Below are 15134 nucleotides of genomic sequence, written 5' to 3' on the forward strand. Positions count from 1 at the left end.
CAAGACTCTCCATGGATTGAAACCAAACCTTGGGTTCGCCTGCTCGCGGCCGGTATTCGCCCCTTGGCAGGCCTCTTAGCTGGCCGCGCCGGACGGAGCGACGGTGCTCCAATACACCATGATCGTCGCATCGTTGAAGCCGCTTTCCGGCGGATAAGCGCCGCCGCCGGAGGGATAGTTTTTCTCTCCGCCGATATTCACGAACTCGCAGTCGGCCATCTTCTGCGTCGGAATCCAGCTCAACTGCATCTGGCCGTTCTGGCTGTCGAACATTTGTATTTGCACGCCGCGGGTACCTCCTGACGCCGCGCTCCCGGCGGGTATGACCTTGCCCTGGATGCCGCCAGGAGGCACGACGATATCCACGGCTTGCCCGTCGATGATGACCTTGACTGTCCGCTTCCACTTTTCTTCGTTTTGCACGGAAACATACAGCGGCCTGTTGGCCGGCACGTTGAAATCACACTCTTTACCAGGATTCGGATTGCTCATCGTCTCACCTCACGATTCAAGTATTCGTTCGCGGCAGCCCGACCAGGGATACCGCATGCACGTGCAGGGGTCTGCATCGATGCCTTTCCAGGCTACCGTGGAACGGTCTGCAGGTCGGTGACGCCCGCGGTAATTTCACTGCACAAAGTGTCACGGCGCTGCCCATCGTTGCACGCAACGGCGCAACAACGTCGCAACATTGAATTACGCCCCCTTCGGGACCGTTTGCGCACCGCTCGGCTACCCTGCCATCCTCGGCATGGCGCCTGGCGGACGAGAATGGCATGGATGGATCGGAGCCCGTATTTCCCATGGCAAGCGCCGGCAGCCGCGAGGCCGGTAGCGAGAACGCCTGCGGCGTACCCGCCTGGCGGGATGGCCACGGCATCCGTTTCGATTTCAACCTGGGATGCCGCTTGTTCCTGCCGGAACGATCCGACGGACTGTGGAAAGTACGCATGTCCGATGCGGATACCGGTAATTGTTTGCTGGAGAAAGAAGTCGTCAGCGGCTGGGTGTGCAGCGACACCACCTACTTCGTGCCCTGGCTCATCGAAATCGATGTAAACGGACAACGGGTTTTCGAACACCGGTTCCAGGCGCGGGATAAGGACGTCCTGGTGCGAATGCCCTTCGGGGCGCTCGGCGACACGATCGCCTGGTTTCCATGCGCCGTGAAATTCCAGCGTCAGCATGGCTGTCGGTTGACCTGCGCCATGCCGGCATGGCTTATCCCGCTTTTTCGCGACGCATATCCGGACATCGGATTCGTCACGCCGGAAAGCGCCACGGCCGGGCGCTTCTACGCGACGTACACCTTGGCGATTTATTCCGCGGCCGACGCCTGCCGCCATCAGCCCACCGATTTCAGGCTGGCGGGGCTGCAGCGGGTGGCGGCGTACATCCTGGGCGTCGATACCGCCGAGACGCCGCCACGCATCGACGTCCCGGATCACGGCCGCCCGATCCAGCAGCGCTATGTCTGCATAGGCGCGCAAAGTACGGCGCAATGCAAGATGTGGAATAACCCGTCCGGGTGGCAGGAGATCGTGAATTTCCTGAAAGCGCAGGGCTACCGGGTTGTATGCATCGACAAACATCCGGTCTACGGCGCCGCACCGGTATGGAATCACATACCGGCAGGCGCGGAAGACGAAACGGGCGACCGCCCGCTACGCGAACGGGCGCATTGGCTGAAGCATGCCGACTTTTTCGTGGGGCTATCCAGCGGGCTGTCCTGGCTGGCCTGGGCGGTCGGAACACCCACCGTATTGATCAGCGGCTTCACGCATCCGCTAAACGAGTTTTCGACGCCTTACCGGATCATCAACCAGCATGTGTGCAATAGCTGCGGAAACGACATGCGAGAGCTATTCGATGCGGACGATTATTTCTGGTGTCCGCGGCATGCGGATACGCCGCGCCAGTTCGAATGCACCAGGCGCATCACCGCGGAGCACGTGCTCGGCGCCATACGGCGAATTCCTTCATTCGGATCGTTCACCAGCCCGGCACCGGTCCGAAGCACAGGCGCCGGCTCTCCCCCGAGAGCCGCGCCTGAAGAGGACGCCGGAGTGCTTCAGCCGCCGGAACCCGCCGGCTGCGTCAGGGACCATGAGACGGTGACCAGGACGTCGTTGAACCCGGTTTCCGCCGCGTAGCCGCCGGCGGCTTTGTCCTTCTCCGCCCCGATGTTGACGAATTCGCTTTGGCCCACGACGACGGGCGGATTCCAGCCCAACAGCATTTGGCCGCCTTGGCTGTCCTGAACGCCTATGCAAATCGTGCTGCGTCCTCCCGCATTGGCCAGTGCAGGGCCTGAAACATAGGTCTTCGACTCAGCGGCGTAGCCGGCTGGCATCGCGATCGGGTTGGCCACTTTGTTTATGTAGACGGTGACCGTCCTGGGCCACTTTTCCTGGTTGGTGACGCTGACGGAGAAAGGCGTATTGGGTGGAAGATTGAAACAACACTGCCGTCCGGTCTGATGCGGCGTGCCACCCGAACCGCTCGATCCGCTGGAGCCGCTCGATCCGCTGGAGCCGCTCGATCCGCTGGAGCCGCTCGATCCGCTGGAACCGCTCGATCCACCGGAGCCGCTCGACCCACCGGAGCCACTCGACCCACCGGAGCCACTCGACCCACCGGAGCCACTCGACCCACCCGAGCCGCTCGATCCACCTGCATCGACGGTGGTATTGCGGATCCGCCACCAACCGGTGTACAGGTTCGCATCGGTTGTCAGTGTTCCCGGACCTAACTTGCCGTACGCCGAAACTTTATTGGCGATCAGGTAATAGCAATCGTCGCCGACCTCTACGGGGCTGACGGCATCGCCAGCGTCCAGACCATTCTGTCCGGCATTGATGCTGTTGGTGCACATGACCGACCACTGCGCCGCCGAATAGTCGGGATCCGTCGGATTGGCCGCGCCGACGAACAACTTCCCGCTAGCGTCTCCATGTAGATAATGGCCGGCGCTCACGCTACGAATAAGGACGACGGAGCCGTAGGGTATCGGCCCCGTGGCGCCCGTATCGGACGGCGATATGAATTCCCACTGGCCCCATGGTCCTTCGAATCCCGAAGGCGGCTGGATGGAAAGACTTCCATCTACATTGCTCAGCGTCAGGTAGCAATTGGCGCTGAACGGAGCCGCGCCGGCGGTGCCATCGGCGCCACCGCCAGCGCCCTTGCCGTTCTGCAAATAGAAAACGCTTTGGAAATTGAGGATTGAGTCAGCCATGTCGGCCCCCACGAAGAAGTCAATCGGGTCACGCGCGCCACGCGATACACCGGCGGGTGCTTCCGCCGGTGGTACCTCGCATGTCCGATTCACTTTATGCGCGGATTGCAATGACGACGTTGCGACGCGGGTAATCTATCGGCACGACAGGTAACGTCCACGCCCCGAAACAGCGCGATGGCAGCGCCGCCCTTGCATTCAAGCCGCTATGGCGCCTTGCTCGCGTGATCGGCGATCAGCGCCCCGCGCTTGCTCAATCCACTGTCGCGCCCGAGGCCTTGACTGCCTTGCCCCACGTACCGATTTCCTTGATTACGTACGAATGGAATTCGGCCGGCGTCATATGCATGGGCTCCACACCCAGCGTCGCGAGTTGCTCCTTGACGTCGGGGGCGTTCAGGATGTCCTGCACTTCCTGGTTCATGCGCTTGGTGATGGCGTCGGGAATGCCCGCGGGTCCCAGCAGCCCATACCACGGTTGGGCGTCGACACCCTTGATGCCGGTTTCGGCCAGCGTGGGCACATCAGGCAAGGCCGCCGAACGCTGGGCGCCGGTGACAGCCAGGACTTTCAGGTTGCCGGCCTTGACCTGCTGCATGATGGGCAGCGGGTTTTCGAAGGCCAGCGGCACCTGGCCGCCCACCAAATCATTCAACAAAGGACCGGAGCCCTTGTACGGGATGTGGCGGATCTTGGTCCCCGCGGCGGTGTTGAACATTTCGCCGATGATGTGCTGGGGCGTGCCGGAACCAGCCGAGCCAAAAACCAGATCGCCCGTCTTGCCCTTGGCGATGATGTCCTTGATGGAATTGAGCCCGGACTTGGCGTTGACGGCCACCACGAAGCTGGTGCGCGCCAGCGGCGCGACTTCGGTGAAGTCCTTGGCGGGGTCATAGGGCAGCGACTTGTACAGCGTGCCGGCGATCACGATGGGACCGCTGGCCGCCAGCAAGTACGTATAACCATCCGGCTTGGCCTTGGCGACATACGCGGTGCCGATATTGCCGCCGGCGCCCGCGCGGTTTTCGACCACGACGGTCTGCTTCAGCTTGTCGTGCAGGCGGGTTGCCAGCAGCCGCGCCAGCACGTCGGTCGTGCCGCCGGGCGCGTACGGGGAAATCAGCGTGATGGGCTTGTCGGGCCAGGCGTCCGCCGCCTGCGCCCCAGGCGCGGCAGCGAGGACAGCGGTGGCGAATAGCGCCGCGAAGCAGCGGTTGTAAGCACGGCTCATGGGTTTGTCTCCTTGGTTTTCTAATAGCGCGATCGCGCGGATCGCGTTCGGGCCGAAGCACCGAATCGGCAGAATAACCAGGGAAACGTGTCGAGGATAGTCGGGTATTCCGCGCGTTGCGCGGCGCGAACGAAGCAGCCGGAATGCCGCGCGTCGCGCGGCGCCGCCGATACAGCCGATAGTCAGCCAGCAAAGCGCCCTAGCGGCGCGCCCGGCGAACGCGGATCACCCGGTTGTACACGGCGCCCAACGCCATCAGCAGGCTGGTCCCCAGGAACACCGACCGCATGCCGAAATGCCCGCCAACGAAGCCGCCGGCCAGCGGCCCGACCACCTGCCCCACATACTGCGCGGAGGTCGAGTACCCCAGCATCGCGCCCGCCACGCGTTCCGGCACGTTATGCCGGATCACCGCCGCTATGCACGGCAGCAGGCCGCCCAGCGACAACCCCATCAGGAAGCGCAGCACCACCAGTTGCCAGCTTGCCGTAATGAAAGCCTGCGGGATCAACAGCAGCGCGGACGCCAGCAGACAGCCGATGATCACATTCCAATGCCCTACCCGATCCGCCAGCCGCCCCAGGCGCGAGGCCGACAGGATGCTGCCCAGGGCCGCCGCCGACATCACCAATCCCGCGACCATCGTCACATGACTTGCTTCGGCGAACTGCGCGACGTATACGGTGATGATGGGCTCGATCGACATATTGGCCAGCATCAGCAGCATGCCGGTGAACAGCATCGCCAGCAGCGGCCCCTTGTCCGGCACCGCGGCCAGGCCGGCCTTGGGCTTGTCGGCGGCCTTGCCGGCCTTGGGACGCCGCTCTTCCTTGATCAGGAAGGTGGTCACCAGGAAGGCCACGAAGATCAGCGCGCCCGAGGCCAGGAAGGTCGCGCGTATGCCGATCAGCGGCGGCAGCGCCCCGCCGATCAAAGGCCCCGCCAGGTTGCCGGCCATGATGCCGGACGACAGCACGCCCAGCGCCCAGCCGGTACGATGCTTCGGCGTCTGCGTGGCCACCAGCACCATGGAGCCGGACGCATAGCCGCCCAGCAGCCCGGCCAGCAAGCGCAGGCCGACCAATTGGTAAACGTTATCCGCCATGCCGATCAGCGACATGGCGATGGACATGCCCAGGCTGGCACGGATCAGCATCAGCTTGCGGCCATAGCGATCCGCCAGCCGGCCCCACAGCGGCGCCGTGAGCGCGGCGGTAAAAAAAGTAGCGCCGAAGGCCACGCCCGACCACTGCACGATGGCCGCGTGATCCTTCACCCCCAATTGCTCGACATACAGCGGCAGGAAGGGCAGCAGCAAGGTCATGCCGATGATGGTGGTGAATGATCCGAACACACAGACGGCAAGGTTGCGCATCCAATGGTCGGAGCCTTGCTCCAGCAAGGTGGCGTTGTCGGCGGTGGACGTAGTGCTGGCGCTGCTCATGGGGCGATGGACGGCGTGGTTCGTGGGAGACGCACAAGGCAGCTGGCTACTATACGCCGCCGCATATCGGCTGCCAGCCGAGCGGCCGTACCGTAATAGCGCACACCGGCATGAGCGATACTGGAATGGATAGCACCAGGATAGGGATGCGCCGCCCACGCCGGCCCCGATGCAGCTGAACCCTTGCTGAACCTGAAGAACCTGGTTTCGCGCATGTCTCGAAAGAGGCACAATCCATGCGGGGGATCTTTCCAGCGGCACCATGCGCCCGCAACGCGCCGCCAAAAAAACGATAACGCGAGACACCGGAAGATCATCATGAACACAGCATTCCTGCGCCGCGGCGCCCGCATCGCCATCGCGCTGTCCGCCTGCCTGGCCGCCGGCGCCGCCGTGGCCGCGGACTGGCCCAGCCATCCCATCACCTTCGTCGCGCCCTTCAGCCCGGGCGGCGGCATCGATCTGGCCGCGCGGCTGGTCGCCAAGTCCGTCGGCGAACAACTGCACCAATCCGTGATCGTGGAGAACCGCCCCGGCGCGGGCGGCGCCATCGGCGCCGCGCACGTCGCGCACAGCGCGCCAGACGGCTACACCTTTCTGGTAGGCGGCAATAGCGTCATCACCAATAGCCTGATTCATCCGAACCAGCCGTACAAGGACGAAGAGCTGACACCCGTCGTGCTGATGACCGTGACGCCGTCTGTCATCGTCACCAGCGCCGCGAATCCGGCCAACAACCTGAAGGAATTCCTGGCCGAAGCCAAAAAAGAGCGCAAAGGCCGCATCACCTTCTCGACCGCCGGCAACGGCAGCGCGCCGCAGTTCGTCGCCGAGATGCTGCGCGAAGCCACGGGGCTCGACGTCGAGCCCATTACCTACAAGAGCGGCGGCGAAGGCGTTACCGCGGTGGTGTCGGGCCAGGTCGACGCCACATCCGAAGCCAGCGTCGCCACCCTGCCCCTGATCAAGGGCGGCAAGCTGAAAGGACTGGCGATCACCGGCGACAAGCGCATGGCCAGCGCGCCCGACATACCGACCACGGCGGAACAAGGCCTGCCCACGCTGCGCATCGTGCACTGGGCCGGCCTGCTGGCGCCCACCGGCACGCCCGACGATGTGCTGGACAAGATGAACGCCGCCGTGAACGCGGCGCTGAAAACACCCGAAGTGCAGCAGGCGCTACAGCGCAGCAGCCAGGATGCCGGCGGCGGCACGCGCGCATCGTTCGCGAAGTTCACCAAGGACGAACGCGAACGCCTGGGCCAGATCGTCAAGACCGGCCATATGCGGACCGACTGAACAACGCCGCGGCCGGACCGCGCCTGCAGCGTATGAGACCCGGCGCGCCTCAGATCGCCTGCTCGACGCCGCGCCGCAGGATGCGCGCCGGCCGGTGCGTACCATGGCTGTAGCAAAGCTCAGCCAGCTCCGGCACCTGCCAGAACGCCAGGTCGGCCCACTTGCCCGGCGTCACGCTGCCCACGTCATCCTGCAGCCCCAACGCACGCGCCGCCGCCTGCGTCACGCCGTTGAGGGCCTCCGCCGGCGTCAGCCGGAACAGCGTGCACGCCATGTTCAGCATCAGCAGCAGCGACGCGAACGGCGACGTGCCGGGATTGCAGTCGGTGGCCACGGCCATGGGCACGCCATGCCGCCGCAGCAAATCGATCGGCGGCACCTTGGTATCGCGCAGGAAATAGAAGGCGCCAGGCAGCAGCACCGCCACGGTCCCCGCTTCGGCCATGGCGCGCGCGCCCTCTTCGTCCAGGTGTTCGAGATGATCCGCCGATAAGGCCCGATAGCGCGCGCCGAGCGCCGCCGCCCCGCACAGATTCAACTGCTCGGCATGTACCTTCACCGGCAACCCCAACGACGCCGCCGCGCGATAGACCCGCTCCGACTGCGCCGCATCAAAGCCTATGCTCTCGTGGAACACGTCCACGGCATCCGCCAGCCCCTGGCGCGCGGCCTCCGGCAATACCTGCGTGCAGACGAAGTCGATGTAGTCGTCGGCGCGGCCCGCGTACTCGGGCGGCAGCGCGTGCGCGCCGAGGAAAGTCGTGCGGACCGTCACGGGCAGGCTGGCACCGAGTGCGCGCGCCGCGCGCAGCATGGCCAGTTCGGTATCACGGTCCAGTCCATAGCCGGACTTGATCTCCACCGTGGTCACGCCTTCGCGCAGCAAGGCGCGCAGGCGTGGCAGCGCCTGGGCGATCAAACCGTCTTCTCCCGCCGCCCGGGTCGCGCGCACCGTCGACACGATGCCGCCGCCGGCGCGGGCGATGTCTTCGTATGACGCGCCGTTCAGGCGCATCTCGAACTCCCGCGCGCGGGAGCCGGCATAGATCAGGTGCGTGTGGCAGTCGATCAGGCCGGGCGTGATCCAGGCGCCTTCCGCATCGATCAGCCGGCCCGGCTGGCCCGCGCGATCCGACCATGCGTCAGCGGGCGCATCCGCCGCCTTGCCTATCCAGGCGATCCGTCCTGCCTTGATGGCGATCGCATCCGCGTCTTCCCGCACGCCGTAGCACGCGGCGGCGGCCGCGGCCCGCGCGCCAGACGCGGCGGCGGCGCCGAGCGGGACGCCCGGATCGAAGGTCGCGATACGGGCATTGACGACAAGGGCGTCGGCGTCATGGATCTCTATGGTCATGATGTCCTTTTCCAGCGCATATGGCTTTATCGCGCATCAACGCGATCCCGCCTTCCTCGGGTTTTCCATAGCCGGATGGTACTTGCCTATACTTGTATATTCAAGTTAGAGTTTGCCCATCCCAGCAGTCGCCCACGGAACCAGATGCCCGCCGCCAGCCTTCCTCTTCCCCCATACGCCCGCATCAAGCAGCACATCGTCGCGCGGATCGAGGCCGGCCAGTGGGCGGTGAACGACCAGGTGCCCTCGGAGAACCAGTTGGCCGCGCAGTTCGAGGTCTCCCGCATGACGGCGCGCCGCGCCATCCTGGAACTGACCCAGGAAGGCATCCTGGTACGCAGCCAGGGCCTGGGCACCTTCGTGGCGGCACAGAAGCCCGCCCTGCCCGTCCTGGAAGTCCGCAACATCGCCGAAGAAATCGCCCAACGCGGCCACCGCTATTCCAACCGCGTGCTGCGACTGGAGCGCGTCACCGCGCCGGAGGCCATCGCGTCCGCGCTGGAGCTGTCCATCGACAAATCGGTCTACCACTCGCTGATCCTGCACCTGGACAACGACGTGCCGGTGCAGTTGGAAGACCGCTACGTCAACCCGCGCGTCGCACCCGATTACATCGAGCAGGACTTCAGCCGCGAAACCCCCAACGCCTACCTGAGCCGCGTCGCGCCGCTGACGGCCGTCGAACACACGATCGAAGCCATTCTTCCCGACGCCCGCGTCGCCGGCTGGCTGGGCCTGAAAGCCCCGCAGGCCTGCCTGCAGGTGCTGCGCCGTACCTGGTCCGGCGAGCACGTCGCCACCTTTGCCCGCCTTATCCATCCGGGCGACCGCTACCGCCTGACTGGCCACGCCGTCATGCCCATGCGCCCCGCCCCCGCCAAGATTTCCGGAGATCAAGAGCCATGACCGCCACGCAAAACACCCGCGTCGACCCGTCGCGCAAGATCCGCGCGCCGCGCGGCAATACCCTGAGCTGCAAGAACTGGCTGATCGAAGCCGCCTACCGCATGATCCAGAACAACCTGGATGCGGAAGTGGCCGAGCACCCGGAGCAATTGGTCGTGTACGGCGGCATCGGCCGCGCCGCGCGCGACTGGCCGTCCTTCGACAAGATCCTGGAAGTGCTGCGCCGCCTGCAGCCCGACGAAACGCTGCTGGTCCAGTCCGGCAAGCCGGTCGGGGTGTTCAAGACCCATGAAGACGCGCCGCGCGTGCTGCTCGCCAACTCCAATCTGGTGCCGCACTGGGCCACCTGGGAACACTTCCACGAGCTCGACCGCAAGGGCCTGATGATGTATGGCCAGATGACGGCCGGCAGCTGGATCTACATCGGCTCGCAGGGCATCGTGCAAGGCACCTACGAAACCTTCTACTCCGTGGCCAATCGCCATTTCGGCGGCGATCCAAAGGGCCGCTGGATCCTGACGGCCGGCCTGGGCGGCATGGGCGGCGCGCAGCCGCTGGCCGCCACCATGGCGGGCTTCAGCATGATCGCCGTCGAGTGCGACGAGTCGCGCATCGATTTCCGCCTGCGCACGCGCTATATCGACGTCAAGGCGAAGACGCTGGACGAAGCGCTGGGCCTTCTTGAAGAGGCGAAGAGCCAGGGTCGCGCGGTGTCGATCGCCCTGTTGGGCAATGCCGCCGACGTGCTGGCCGAAATGGTTCAACGCGGCATCACGCCGGATTGCGTGACCGACCAGACCTCCGCGCACGATCCCTTGAACGGCTATCTGCCCCAAGGCTGGACGATGGACGAGTGGAAGGCGCGCCGTACCTCGGAGCCGGACGCCGTCGTGCGCGCGGCCAAGCAATCCATGGCGGGCCATGTGCGGGCCATGCTGACGCTGCAGGAACGCGGCGCGGCCACGCTGGACTACGGCAACAACATCCGCCAGATGGCCCTGGAAATGGGCGTGGAGAACGCCTTCGACTTCCCCGGCTTCGTGCCCGCCTATATCCGTCCGCTGTTCTGCGAAGGCATCGGGCCGTTCCGCTGGGCCGCGCTGTCGGGCGATCCCGAGGACATCTACAAGACCGACGCCAAGGTCAAGGAGCTGATTCCGCACGACAAGCATCTGCACAACTGGCTGGACATGGCGCGCGAGCGCATTGCCTTCCAGGGGCTGCCGGCGCGCATCTGCTGGGTCGGCGTGCGCGACCGCGCACGGCTGGGGCTGGCGTTCAATGAGATGGTGCGCAACGGCGAGCTCAGCGCGCCGGTCGTTATCGGCCGCGATCATCTGGACTCCGGCTCGGTGGCCAGCCCGAACCGCGAAACGGAATCGATGCGCGATGGCTCGGACGCCGTGTCCGACTGGCCGCTGCTGAATGCCCTGCTGAACACCGCGGGCGGCGCGACGTGGGTGTCCCTGCACCATGGCGGCGGCGTGGGCATGGGGTTCTCACAGCACGCCGGCGTGGTCATCGTCTGCGATGGCACCGAAGCGGCGGATCGCCGCATCGCGCGCGTGCTGCACAACGACCCCGCGACGGGCGTGATGCGGCATGCGGACGCCGGGTACGAAGAAGCCATCGCCTGCGCGCGCGACACGGGGCTGGATCTGCCGATGTTGGGTCGCTAAGAACAATATGCCTTGAACGCATTCAAACGCCGGCCGTTCACGGCCGGCATCAAGCAGCAGTAGACATACATACAAGGGGAATACCATGAAACTGTCTCTGAGCCTGCGCCTGGCGGCCTACGCCACAGGCGCCTTCATCGCGGCGTCCACCGCGCCCGTACACGCGGCGGATACCTATCCCGCCAAACCCGTCACCATCATCGTGCCCTTCGGCGCGGGCGGCGTCGCCGACGCGATCCCGCGCATCGTCGGGCAGAAGCTCAACGAAATGTGGGGCGTGCCCGTCATCATCGAAAACCGCCCCGGCGCCTCCGGCAACCTGGGCATGGGCCAGGTCGCCCGCGCCGCCGCCGATGGCTACACGCTGGGCCTGGCGCCCGCCGGCAACCTGACCGTCAACCCGCTGCTGTACACCAATCTGAACTTTGACACGGCCCACGCCTTCGCGCCCATTACCCTGCTGGCGACCTCGCCCAACATCCTGGTCGTGAACCCGGCCGTCCCGGCGCAGGACTTCAAGTCCTTCATCGAGTACGCCAAGAGCAAGCCCGGCAAGCTGAACTTCGCCAGCCCCGGCGCCGGCAGCGGCGCGCACCTGGCCGGTGAATTGCTCAACCAATCCGCCGGCATCAGCACCATGCACATTCCGTACAACGGCATGGCCCCGGCCGTCACCGACGTCGTCGCGGGCAACGTCGACATGATGTTCGCCGGTGTCTCCACCGTGCTGCCCTTCATCCGCGGTGGCAAGCTGCGCGCGCTGGCCATCGCCGGGCCACATCGTCTGCCGCAACTGCCCGACGTCCCCACCGTCGCCGAAAGCGGCTATCCCGGCTTCGACGTGACGTCCTGGTACGGCCTGGTCGCGCCCGCCAAGACCCCGCCCGCGGTCCTGGCCAAGCTGGAGCGCGACATCGCCACCGTCCTCAAAGACCCGGCCGTGCGCCAGAAATTCGAAGACCAGGGCGTGGAGCCCGCCAATATGAGTTCGCAAGCCTTCGCCGCCATGATCCAGGACGAGTCCCGCAAGTGGGCGGGCATCGTCAAGACGGCGGGCATCAAGCCTATCCAGTAAGTCCGGAGACATCATGCAGTCCATCGACATTACCTATTTGAACGGCCCCGACGTCAAAGCCCTGGACATCACCGATGCCGAGATCCTGGCCGCGGTGGAAGGCGCCCTGCGCGCGCAGGGCCTGGGCAAGACCGTGATCGAGCCGCGCGTGCACCTGGTGCCCGAGTCCTCCGACAAGGGCCACTTCAACGTCCTGCGCGGCTACATCGAGCCGCTGCACGTGGCGGGCGTCAAGGTCGTCAGCGACTTCGTCGACAACTACAAGGTCGATCTGCCGTCCGAAATGGCGCTGTTGAATCTGTTCGACCCGGTCACCGGCAAGCCGCTGGCCATCGTCGATGCGACCGCGATCACCGACATGCGCACCGGCGCGGTGACGGCGCTGGGCGCCAAGCACCTGGCGCGGCGCGACAGCAAGATCCTGGGCCATATCGGCGCGCGCGGCACCTCGTACTGGAATGTGCGGCTGCTGGACAGCATCTTCGATTTCGATGAGATCCGCGTCCATTCGCGCCGTCCTGAAAGCCGCCAGGCCTTCGGCGACCGCCTCTCGCGCGACCTGGGCAAGCCGGTCAAGGTCGTGGACGATTGGGAATCCTGCGTGCGCGACGCCGACATCGTGGTCGAGGCCTCGCGCCTGCCCAAGCCCACGCCGCTGCTGAAGACCGAATGGATCAAGCCCGGCGCACTGGTCATGCCCTACGGCACCATGAGCGCCGTCGAACTGTCGCTGACGGACATCATGTCCAAGGTGGTGGTGGACGATTGGGGCCAGTGCCGCAAGGGCCTGCCCTTCGGCTCGCTGCGCGCCCATGTGGATAGCGATCGCATCACCCAGGAGAATCTGCACGCGGAGATCGGTCAGATCGTCGCCGGCTTGAAGCCGGGACGCGAGAACGATCAGGAGACCATCCTGTTCTGGCATCGCGGCCTGTCGACGACGGACATCGCGCTGGGACAGGCGATGCTCGACAAGGCCAAGCGGCTTGGGATCGGGCAGACCTTGAAATACGCCTGATCGATAGACCGGGGCCGCCATGACCGACACATCGCTGATCGCATCGACCCGCATGTACGACGTGGCGCCGTCCGCCAAGGCGGCATGGCATGCGCTGCTGGCCGAGGCGCATCGGCGCGCGGGCTTGAACGTCACCTTTGTCGAACACGGTTGGCCGACGCCCATCGGCGAACTGTGGTCGCGGCCGGGCCTGTGCGGCGCATTCATGTGCGGCTGGCCGTTCGCGCAGGCCATGCGCGGTGGCAAGGCTTATACGGCGGTGGCCGCGGTCGTGCCGGATTTGCCAGAGTATGAAGGTAAGGCGCGCTATCGCAGCGAATTCCTGGTGCGCAACGATGTCCCCTGGCAGCGGTTGGAAGACGCGTTCGGCAGCCGCTACGGCTGGATGGTACGAGACTCTCAATCCGGCTGGAACGCGCCCAGGCGCCTGCTCGCCCGCCATGCGGCCGCGCGCGGCGGCTCGCTATTCCAGGAAGTCAAAGGCCCCTATGGCAACCCACGCGGCCTGCTGCGCGCCTTGCGCGATGGCGAAATCGACCTGACGGCCGTGGACGGGTGGTATCTGGACCTGCTGCGCCTGCATGACGCGGACGCGCTGCAGGGCCTGCGTACGATCGGATATACGGATTGGACGCCGAACCCGCTACTCGTCAGCGGACCGGATGTCGATCCCGCGACGTCGGAGCGCCTGACCGCCGCGCTGCTCGGCATGCACGCCGATGCCAGCACCAGGGAATTGCTGAGCGCGGCGCACGTCGCGCGTTTCACGGCCGCGGATCCGCGCGCCTACGAAGTACTGCTCGACGACGATAGCGACCGCAGCTATCCAGAGATCCGTTAGTTCACGCCCGCTATCCGGCAATTGAATAGCGGCGATTGGAGATGCCTCCAACCGCCGCCGATTCGACGCTGTTCCGCGCCGCCCAGACTGCTTAAATGACGTGGAACAGCCAAAGCAGAATGATGACCGGGATGGGGATCCCCAACAGCCAGAGCAGAATGCCTCGCATGGCGCTCTCCTTTCTCGGTTGCCCGCTACGTATGGCAGGCTTCGGGTCACGGTGGAGCAAGGGTCGTGCCCGCCTTGGAATTGCTTACCTCAAGTCAACAATCCATTGACATCCAGGCTGTGTACGCACGACTCTCCGAGTGCTCCAATGACAACGGACACAACACAAGGAGCTCTCAATGGCCGATCAGAAAACCGTTCTTATCCTGGGCGCCTCGCGCGGACTGGGCCTGGCGCTGGCCCACGAATATTGCAGCAAGGGCTGGCACGTCATCGCCACCGCGCGCAGCCAGTCTCCTCAACTGGAAGCCCTGCGCGAACGCAGCGTCTGCGAGCTGGAAATCCAGTCCGTCGACATCACTGATATCGACTCGGTACGCGAGCTGCGCGCGCGCCTGCAAGGCCGCACGCTGGATACGCTGTTCGTCAATGCCGGCATCTGCAAGGCCAACGAACTGACTCCGCTGCAAGTCGACGAACAGGACTTCATCGACATGATGCTGACCAATGCGCTCAGCCCCATGCGCGTCATCGAAGTCTTCCAGGACATCGTTGCGCGCGACGGCGTCATCGCTGTCATGTCGTCCGAGCTCGGCAGCATTACGAACAACCAGGGCTTCTGGGAGCTGTACAGCTCGAGCAAGGCCGCGTTGAACATGCTGATGAAAGCCTACGCGTCGCGCCACGCCGGCGGCAGGCGTGCGCTGCTGCTGGTCGCGCCCGGATGGGTGCGCACCGACATGGGCGGCAGCAACGCCGCCCTGGACGTCTCGGAAAGCATCCCGTTGGTGGTCGACACGGTCGAGCGCCATGCGGGCAGGCCAGGACTGCGCTTCATCGACCGGCACGGTGAAACCTTGCCCTGGTAACGGCTGGAGCGT

Annotated in this window: 13 protein-coding genes; 8 read left to right on the forward strand and 5 right to left on the reverse strand. The window is 65.3% G+C overall.

Going from position 1 to position 15134, the window contains the following annotated elements; all coding sequences use genetic code 11:
• Nucleotides 1–75 precede the first annotated feature (75 nt).
• Nucleotides 76–492 carry a hypothetical protein gene (locus ACNA0R_RS03875; protein ID WP_415824600.1) on the reverse strand — a complete coding sequence of 139 codons (417 nt, stop codon included), beginning with the start codon at nt 490–492 and terminating at the stop codon, nt 76–78.
• Nucleotides 493–776: 284 nt separating this feature from the next.
• Between ACNA0R_RS03875 and ACNA0R_RS03880 the strand changes: the two genes are divergently transcribed.
• The gene (locus ACNA0R_RS03880) at nt 777–2153 is read left to right on the forward strand and encodes an autotransporter strand-loop-strand O-heptosyltransferase (protein WP_415824601.1); all 1377 of its coding nucleotides are present in this window, start codon (nt 777–779) and stop codon (nt 2151–2153) included.
• Here the strand turns inward: ACNA0R_RS03880 and ACNA0R_RS03885 are convergent.
• The 3 genes from ACNA0R_RS03885 to ACNA0R_RS03895 form a co-directional block, all read right to left on the reverse strand.
• Entirely contained in the window at nt 2072–3238 is a 1167-nt protein-coding gene (locus tag ACNA0R_RS03885; protein WP_415824603.1) for a fucose-binding lectin II, read from the reverse strand. The two genes, ACNA0R_RS03880 and ACNA0R_RS03885, sit on opposite strands and share 82 nt — an antisense overlap.
• 253 nt (nt 3239–3491) lie before the next feature.
• Nucleotides 3492–4469: a Bug family tripartite tricarboxylate transporter substrate binding protein gene (locus ACNA0R_RS03890; protein ID WP_415824604.1), complete on the reverse strand. Its 978-nt coding sequence runs from the start codon at nt 4467–4469 to the stop codon at nt 3492–3494.
• Nucleotides 4470–4668: 199 nt separating this feature from the next.
• The gene (locus tag ACNA0R_RS03895; RefSeq protein WP_415824606.1) at nt 4669–5913 is read right to left on the reverse strand and encodes an MFS transporter; all 1245 of its coding nucleotides are present in this window, start codon (nt 5911–5913) and stop codon (nt 4669–4671) included.
• A gap of 318 nt (nt 5914–6231) precedes the next feature.
• On the opposite strand from ACNA0R_RS03895, the gene ACNA0R_RS03900 reads away from it, so the two are divergent.
• Nucleotides 6232–7212, forward strand: coding sequence for a tripartite tricarboxylate transporter substrate binding protein (locus ACNA0R_RS03900; RefSeq protein WP_415824608.1), 981 nt, complete (start codon nt 6232–6234; stop codon nt 7210–7212).
• A gap of 49 nt (nt 7213–7261) precedes the next feature.
• On the opposite strand, the gene hutI is transcribed toward ACNA0R_RS03900, so the two are convergent.
• Entirely contained in the window at nt 7262–8566 is a 1305-nt protein-coding gene (gene hutI / locus ACNA0R_RS03905; protein ID WP_415824609.1) for an imidazolonepropionase, read from the reverse strand.
• A 144-nt stretch (nt 8567–8710) separates the two neighbouring features.
• Between hutI and hutC the strand changes: the two genes are divergently transcribed.
• The 6 genes from hutC (at nt 8711) to ACNA0R_RS03935 (ending at nt 15122) form a co-directional block, all read left to right on the forward strand.
• A complete protein-coding gene (gene hutC / locus ACNA0R_RS03910) occupies nt 8711–9472 on the forward strand; it encodes a histidine utilization repressor (RefSeq protein ID WP_415824610.1) in 762 nt (253 codons plus the stop codon).
• Nucleotides 9469–11151: a urocanate hydratase gene (gene hutU, locus ACNA0R_RS03915; RefSeq protein WP_415824611.1), complete on the forward strand. Its 1683-nt coding sequence runs from the start codon at nt 9469–9471 to the stop codon at nt 11149–11151. Before hutC ends, hutU begins: the two co-directional genes overlap by 4 nt.
• Nucleotides 11152–11236: 85 nt before the next feature.
• Nucleotides 11237–12226 (forward strand): Bug family tripartite tricarboxylate transporter substrate binding protein, encoded by a 990-nt coding sequence (locus ACNA0R_RS03920; protein ID WP_415824612.1) that lies wholly within the window; start codon nt 11237–11239, stop codon nt 12224–12226.
• Nucleotides 12227–12239: 13 nt separating this feature from the next.
• A complete protein-coding gene (locus ACNA0R_RS03925) occupies nt 12240–13244 on the forward strand; it encodes an ornithine cyclodeaminase family protein (RefSeq protein ID WP_415824613.1) in 1005 nt (334 codons plus the stop codon).
• Between the two features lie 19 nt (nt 13245–13263).
• Nucleotides 13264–14085 (forward strand): phosphate/phosphite/phosphonate ABC transporter substrate-binding protein, encoded by an 822-nt coding sequence (locus tag ACNA0R_RS03930; protein ID WP_415824614.1) that lies wholly within the window; start codon nt 13264–13266, stop codon nt 14083–14085.
• Between the two features lie 347 nt (nt 14086–14432).
• Nucleotides 14433–15122 carry an SDR family NAD(P)-dependent oxidoreductase gene (locus ACNA0R_RS03935; protein ID WP_415824615.1) on the forward strand — a complete coding sequence of 230 codons (690 nt, stop codon included), beginning with the start codon at nt 14433–14435 and terminating at the stop codon, nt 15120–15122.
• Nucleotides 15123–15134: the final 12 nt, after the last annotated feature.

This window comes from Bordetella sputigena (assembly GCF_965137885.1).
Lineage (GTDB): Bacteria > Pseudomonadota > Gammaproteobacteria > Burkholderiales > Burkholderiaceae_B > Bordetella_C > Bordetella_C sputigena.

Coding starts and splice junctions, on each gene's coding strand:
- ACNA0R_RS03890 (WP_415824604.1), bottom strand. CDS start 4,469: ATGAGCCGTGCTTACAACCGCTGCTTCGCGGCGCTATTCGCCACCGCT.
- ACNA0R_RS03875 (WP_415824600.1), bottom strand. CDS start 492: ATGAGCAATCCGAATCCTGGTAAAGAGTGTGATTTCAACGTGCCGGCC.
- hutI (WP_415824609.1), bottom strand. CDS start 8,566: ATGACCATAGAGATCCATGACGCCGACGCCCTTGTCGTCAATGCCCGT.
- hutC (WP_415824610.1), top strand. CDS start 8,711: ATGCCCGCCGCCAGCCTTCCTCTTCCCCCATACGCCCGCATCAAGCAG.
- ACNA0R_RS03880 (WP_415824601.1), top strand. CDS start 777: ATGGATGGATCGGAGCCCGTATTTCCCATGGCAAGCGCCGGCAGCCGC.
- hutU (WP_415824611.1), top strand. CDS start 9,469: ATGACCGCCACGCAAAACACCCGCGTCGACCCGTCGCGCAAGATCCGC.
- ACNA0R_RS03885 (WP_415824603.1), bottom strand. CDS start 3,238: ATGGCTGACTCAATCCTCAATTTCCAAAGCGTTTTCTATTTGCAGAAC.
- ACNA0R_RS03930 (WP_415824614.1), top strand. CDS start 13,264: ATGACCGACACATCGCTGATCGCATCGACCCGCATGTACGACGTGGCG.
- ACNA0R_RS03920 (WP_415824612.1), top strand. CDS start 11,237: ATGAAACTGTCTCTGAGCCTGCGCCTGGCGGCCTACGCCACAGGCGCC.
- ACNA0R_RS03900 (WP_415824608.1), top strand. CDS start 6,232: ATGAACACAGCATTCCTGCGCCGCGGCGCCCGCATCGCCATCGCGCTG.
- ACNA0R_RS03935 (WP_415824615.1), top strand. CDS start 14,433: ATGGCCGATCAGAAAACCGTTCTTATCCTGGGCGCCTCGCGCGGACTG.
- ACNA0R_RS03925 (WP_415824613.1), top strand. CDS start 12,240: ATGCAGTCCATCGACATTACCTATTTGAACGGCCCCGACGTCAAAGCC.
- ACNA0R_RS03895 (WP_415824606.1), bottom strand. CDS start 5,913: ATGAGCAGCGCCAGCACTACGTCCACCGCCGACAACGCCACCTTGCTG.